Below are 6,529 nucleotides of genomic sequence, written 5' to 3'. Positions count from 1 at the left end.
TTTCCATCTTCGGCAGCTCCTCAAGAAAAGCCACCATCGCCCAGATGCGCTCATCGCTGTGGGTTTCTCCCCAGGCGGGCATGCCCGAGGCTTTGATCCCGTTCTTGATAATCCAGAACTGGCGTTTAAGCGCGTCGTCCCGGTTATGCCCACCCACCGGGTGAGCATGGTCGTGGGTCTCGGGTGAGCGGGTCAGACCCGGCGGGCGGGGGTAGAGCCCCAAGGTCATATCGGTTTGTGGCAAACCGGGCTTCAGGTGGCAACCCACGCACATCTCGTTGTAGTCGGCACCGCCTGCCAGGAGCATGTCCGGATCAGAAAGATCCGGCACGCTGATGTCAGAGGCTGCACGTGCAATCGAGCGTTCGCGCAGAGTTTCCAACGCCCAGTAGGTAATTTTCATATGCGGCTCGTTGGCCGCAACTGAATACACACCGGAATAGATAAACCCGAGCGCCCCGGCTGCGGCCAGCAGCAGGAGAATCAGCAACATTTTGATCGTCTTCATCGCAACGCTCCTTTAGGATCAATCCACTCAGAAACACGCGAGTCAGTGATGGCCCTGGTCATGTTCACCCTCCCCGTCTTTGCTGCCTTCATCCTGCGCCTGACAACGCTTGAGCATGGCCTGGATAACCGGGCTGGATTTATCAAGCTCCTTGTCGGGCCGCGCCAAAAATTTCTCGCAGCGCACCTTTTGCGCGGCCTGCCGATTTTTTGCATCGTCGCGAACCTTCTCTGGGCTGTGTGCCAGGGCTGTGCCGGTCATCATAATGGCCACGAGGGCCGGAATTAATGATTTGAATACCATGTTTTCGTTCTCCTCAATACCAGGCCCGTATGCCAACGACCAACTGGGTGTCTTCAATGTCTTCCCCTTCAGCGCTGGCGAAATCGGCGGTATTGCCATACTTTTTAATCCAGTTAACCCCGATATAGGGCGCGAATTCCCGGCGAATTTCATAGCGCAGGCGCAGGCCGATTTCAGCGTCGGCCAGACCGGAGCCGACGCCGGTGTCACGATCGTTGTGGCCGTAAGCGTTCAGTTCAATTTCCGGGGTAAGAATCAGCCGCTGGGTAACCAGCAGTTCATACTCGGCTTCCAGGCGCAAACCGGTGCGCCCGGCGCCACCCACAAACAATGACGCATCCACTTCAAAGTAATATGGCGCCAGCCCCTGCAGGGCGATCACACCCCAGTCGCGGTCGGGCTCGGGTTTGAAGTCACGGCGGGCGCCCATCTGGATATTCCAGAAGCCAGATATCGCCCGGCTGTAAAGCGCCTGTAACTCAAGTTCTTCACTCTCGTCGTCAACGCGCTCACCTTCGAATTTGAGCCAGAGTTTGTTCAGGTCGTAACCGGCCCAGAACTGGCCTTCAACTACCTGTGGATCCGGGCCTTCTGTGTCACGCACTTCGAGCTGATCCAGCTTGCCCATGGTCAGGAAAGGATCATCTTTTCCGCCAGCGTGGGCGATGCCGCTCGCCAGCAAAGTGAAGGACAGCGTTAAGGGTGCTACCAGCGATGTCGAAAAAATTTTCATGATGAGCGCCCTCCTTTCTCTACCCGCACTTCGCGCATCATGCCCGGCATGTGATAGAGCAGATGGCAGTGGTAAGCCCAGCGACCGATCGCATCGGCGGTAACCAGATAACTGATGGTCGACCCCGGCTGCACAATAATGGTGTGCTTGCGCGGAATGTAGCCGGGCTCTTCGGTTTCCAGCTCGCTCCACATGCCGTGCAGGTGAATGGGGTGCGTCATCATGGTGTCGTTCACCAGCGTGATGCGAACCCGTTCACCGTAACTCAGACGAATGGGGTCGGCGTCGGCAAACTTGATACCGTCCATCGACCACATGTAACGCGACATGTTGCCAGTGAGGTGTATCTGGATTTCCCGGCTCGGATCGCGCTTGTCCAGCGTGGGGTAGAGATTGCGGATGTCTGCATAGGTCAGCACTTTACGTCCGTAGCGCTGGGCGTGATCGCGCAAGCCCAGACCGGGATCATTCAGGCCGTTTTGTGGCGCGTCTGCCAGCATATCGGTATGCGCTCCGTACTCGCTTTTCTCGTGCTGTATGGCGGCCCGGCTGCCAAACCCTGCGGGGGCCGGTTTATCGGCCATGTGTTTGGCCTGCATGCCGTGTTGACTGTGATCCATACCGCCCATGTTGTGCTGGCTATGATCCATACCCGACATTTCACCTTGGTCGCGCTTCATCCCACCCATATCGTGCTGACTGTGATCCATAGTCGACATACCACCTTGGCCATGATTCATCCCGCCCATGTTATGGGCCATCCCCATATCGTTGTGGCTAAGTACAGGTACGTAGTCCATATCGGGAACGTCTGCTGTCCAAGCTGGGTTTGGCGTCAGGGTGCCACGGGCATATCCGGTGCGGTCATTGGTTTGAGCAAAGATGGTATAGGCCGTGTCATCGCTGGGCTCGACAACCACGTCGTAGGTTTCGGCAACGCCGATGCGAAATTCATCCACACTGACTGGCTCGATATTCTGCCCGTCGCTCGCAACGACGGTCATTTTCAGCCCCGGAATACGAATATCAAAAATGGTCATGGCCGCGGCATTGATAAAGCGCAACCGCACTTTCTCACCGCGTTTGAACAAACCCGTCCAGCCGCTATCCGGCGTTGCACCGTTCATCAGGTAGGTATAGGTATAACCGGTGACATCGGCGATGTCGGTCTGGTTCATGCGCATCATGTTCCACATCTTGCGCTCGTTCCAGGTTTTGGCGACCCCCTTTTCCTTGATGTCTCGCCACAAATCGCCTGCGGTGCGCTCTTGAAAATTGTAGTAGTGACTCATTTTTTTCAGCTTGGCATAGACGTCGTGAGGGTTCTCGTCTGTCCAATCGGATAACAGCACCACATAGTCGCGGTCGCACTGCACAGGATCCGGATCTTTCGGATCAATCACAATGGCGCCGTAAACGCCCGTTTGCTCCTGAAAACCGGAATGGGAGTGATACCAGTAGGTGCCGCTCTGATTCACATCGAACTGGTATTTATAGGTTTCACCCGGCTGGATGCCATCGAAACTCAGCCCCGGCACGCCATCCATGTCGGTCGGCAGGATAATGCCGTGCCAGTGGATGGAACTGTCGTGGGCGAGATGGTTGGTCACATTCAAGGTGACCCGCTCGCCCTCCTTCCAGCGCAGCACAGGTGCGGGCACACTGCCGTTTACCGAGGTGGCTGTGCGCTCGGCGCCGGTAAAATTAACCGGCTGATAGCCGATCGACAGATCAAACTGATTGCCCTTGAGTAAGGTTGGTCGCGGGTTGGCCAGCGCCCGACCGCTGCGAAAACCGACGCCGGCCAGCGCAGTGCCAGCGGCCACGCCGGTGACAAACCGACGACGTGATAATGAATTAAACACGGTAATTTCCTTTTTCTGAAACGATGAAAACGTAAAAGCACGCAAACGACGGGCGCACTAACCCCGTGTCAGGCCGGGATCGGGGGTTTCAGAAAGGAAAAACTGGGTGGCAAAGGGGGGTTCCGATGGTAGTTTTCGGTCATCGGCGAACGGGGAGGGAAATTATTGGTGACGGCCCTTGTGAGAATCGTCGTGCCGCAACCTCCAACACAGCAGTCGCACTCAAACCTGCAGCATTCTGCGGAATCAGTTCCTGCCTGACTGTGTGCATTGTGGCGTGAATGTATCGTCACAGCATCACTGGTTTCGTCCGCGTGACAGCCTGTCGCGCCGTCCGTGGTGAAATCCGTGTAAGAGCCATTTGACAGGGGAGAGACAAGGTCACTACTGGAAATGGCAGCCAAGACCGTCCCACCCAGCTGTAGCAAGGTGAGCATGATCATCAGGCTCGCAATCCAGTGTCGTTTCATGCGTTTAAACAATACCCGCACTCAGAGATAGAAATAATGTAAACCCTGAAGTAGGGTCAAGGTCAACCCTCGACCTTACTATTTACACGTTAGTGACAGGCCTTCCCGTGTCGCCGCAATCGCCAGTAGTTATACGGCCAGGGAGTCAGGAAACCAGCCAGCAAGCTTGGGCCTATTGACCACCAAGTCAGGGCCGCCTTTCCCACCAGCAGGTAGTCGGTTAAGTTCATGGCAAACTCCATCGCCACCATACTAACCAAACTCATACCAATGGCAGTCTTAAATGCCAGCTTGAAAACCATCTGACGGCTGAGAATGAACGTTTCCAGTGCAATACTGGTCAGCAGACCGTTCATCATCGCTAATGCCATTACCAGCATCGCATTGGTTTCCGGCGCCAACACCTGAAAGGCGAATATAGTTCCGAAATCACCAATCGCACAGCCAAGCAGACACCAAGCGGTATTCTTTGCTGACTGCCGCCAAACAGGGCCACTAGTCCAGTCGAAATCCAGCTGAGAGACCTTGTTCGCTGGAGTGTGACACTGACTTTGAGGCTCAGTTTGCGTTTGAGGTTGCTCTTTAACACAACATGCGTGTTCCATACGAAGCTCCTTGAGTACAGGTTCTGCACTCAATCTCGTGCATTAAAGACAGTTAAGACCCTGTAGTAGGATACAGGGTCAATACCTTTACACTCTGTGATGTCCTACTGGATACACCAGTGAATACAATGCTGGAAAAACCAGCATTACCACAACCAATGAGGTCACCGTGCCGCCAACCATAGGCGCAGCAATCCGCTTCATCACGTCAGCACCAGTGCCATCACTCATCATCACAGGAATCAGCGATAGCAACAGCGTTAGACTGGTCATCAGCATTGGTCGTATGCGCTGTGCCGCCGCGTGGGCGATATCGTTAATCTCTCGATTGCCCCTAGCCTTGTCGAGATAGTGCAGCATCAACAGACCCAGCTCTGCCGCTAGACCGGCCATGGCGATGATACCTACCCACACGGCAACGCTGAGTTTGTAGTCGAGCGTAAACAGCAGCCAGAAGGCTCCTGTCAGACCGAAGGGCACCGCGCTCAGAACAAACAACGCATCTTTTACACTGCGCCGGTGCAGATAGAGTAGTAGCAACACTATGCCCAAGGTTGCCGGCACCATCCATTGCAGGCGCGCTTTTGCTCGCTCGAAGTACTTGTACTGACCCGCCCATTCCAGTGCATAGCCTGCCGGTAGTTGCACTTCCTCGGCGACAACCTGCTTGGCTACGCTCACGTAGTCTGCCACGCCGATTTCAGGTTTTACGTCCACAAACACCAAGCCGAGCAGCTGGCCATTTTCATTGCGAATCATCGGTGCGCCCGTACGAAAATGTAGTTTAGAGACTTCGCTAATGGGTACCTGTTGACCACTTGGCGTAGTGACCAATAAGCGCTCCAAGGCATTTAGGTCTTGGCGGTAATCTCTGGCGTAACGAAGATTGACGGCGTAACGCTCACGCCCCTCAACAGTTTCTGTTAGTGGTATTCCACCGGCCGCAATACTCAACGTATCCTGAATGTCTTTTACTGTGAGGCCGTAGCGTGCTGCCGCCAAACGATCAATATCAAAATCCAGAAAATAGCCCCCGGTCAGGCGTTCGGCAAAGGCACTGCGCGTGTACTTGGCGGTACGCGCATCGTTCTGCAGGGCCTGTTCAATCGCGGTAGCCTGCGCCTCGATCGTGGCCAGGTCATCGCCAAACACCTTGATTCCCAGTGAGCTGCGGATGCCTGTTGCGAGCATTTCCGTTCGGGTCTGAATCGGCATCCACCAGATATTCGGCATGCCCGGATAGCGCAGCTTTTCATCCATTTCAGCAATGAGGTCATCCCAACTGAGTCCTGCACGCCACTCGCTTTCAGGCTTCAGCGTGATCACCGTTTCCACCATAGAGAGCGGCGCAGGATCAGTGGCGCTGTCAGAGCGGCCAACCTTGCCGAACACCCGCTCCACTTCCGGGAATTCGGATAAAGCCTTATCCATACTCTGTAAGACTCGCCCCGCCTCGCTGATTGACATGCCCGGCAGTGCAGTGGGCATGTATAGAATGCTGCCCTCATTCAGCGGCGGCATAAATTCATTACCGAGTTGTTTGATTAACGGCGCGGTACCAACTAATGCGAGCAAGGCGATGCCAAGGGTTGCCCTTCGATAGCGAACCGCCGCGGAAATCACGGGTGTAATACTGCGCCGCAATGCGCGCTCCAGTGGGTTTTCACCTATTGGGGAAAAACCGCGCATGACGAGAATCACAAGAGCAGGAATCAGGGTCACCGACAACAGAGCCGCAAAGGCCATGCTATAGGTTTTGGTATAAGCCAGTGGTTGAAAAAGTCGGCCTTCTGTCGCTTGTAAACTGAATACCGGCAAGAAGGATACGGTAATGATTAATAGCGAAAAAAAGATGCTGGGGCCTACGTCCTGTAGGGCGGCAATCATCACTTCCTTTTTGTCCTTGGTTGTAGCGCTCTCACGTAGCCGTCGATGCACGTTGTCCATCATGACGACTGCAGCATCTACCATCGCGCCAATGGCGACGGCGATTCCTCCCAGCGACATAATGTTGGCGGTCAATCCCTGCCCTGCCATAGGGATAA

Annotated in this window: 6 protein-coding genes; all 6 read right to left on the bottom strand. The window is 55.0% G+C overall.

Features of this window, described 5'->3' with window-relative positions:
- On the bottom strand, window positions 1-508 hold a 508-nt coding region (locus ABYP39_RS16455; RefSeq protein ID WP_372783630.1), incomplete at its 3' end, for a cytochrome c.
- Window positions 509-550: 42 nt separating this feature from the next.
- Window positions 551-811 (bottom strand): hypothetical protein, encoded by a 261-nt coding sequence (locus ABYP39_RS16450; RefSeq protein WP_372748346.1) that lies wholly within the window; start codon window positions 809-811, stop codon window positions 551-553.
- A gap of 13 nt (window positions 812-824) precedes the next feature.
- Window positions 825-1,544 (bottom strand): copper resistance protein B, encoded by a 720-nt coding sequence (locus ABYP39_RS16445; RefSeq protein ID WP_372748345.1) that lies wholly within the window; start codon window positions 1,542-1,544, stop codon window positions 825-827.
- Window positions 1,541-3,409, bottom strand: a complete 1,869-nt coding sequence (locus ABYP39_RS16440; RefSeq protein WP_372748344.1) for a copper resistance system multicopper oxidase — start codon at window positions 3,407-3,409, stop codon at window positions 1,541-1,543. Before ABYP39_RS16440 ends, ABYP39_RS16445 begins: the two co-directional genes overlap by 4 nt.
- A gap of 559 nt (window positions 3,410-3,968) precedes the next feature.
- Window positions 3,969-4,484, bottom strand: coding sequence for a DUF4396 domain-containing protein (locus ABYP39_RS16435; RefSeq protein ID WP_372748343.1), 516 nt, complete (start codon window positions 4,482-4,484; stop codon window positions 3,969-3,971).
- An 87-nt stretch (window positions 4,485-4,571) separates the two neighbouring features.
- On the bottom strand, window positions 4,572-6,529 hold a 1,958-nt coding region (locus ABYP39_RS16430; RefSeq protein WP_372758780.1), incomplete at its 5' end, for an efflux RND transporter permease subunit.

The organism is Litorivivens sp. (assembly GCF_041625495.1).
GTDB lineage: Bacteria > Pseudomonadota > Gammaproteobacteria > Pseudomonadales > Spongiibacteraceae > Litorivivens.
The sequence above is the reverse complement of the archived record's forward strand: the minus strand, read 5'-3'. Positions and strand labels throughout refer to the sequence as shown.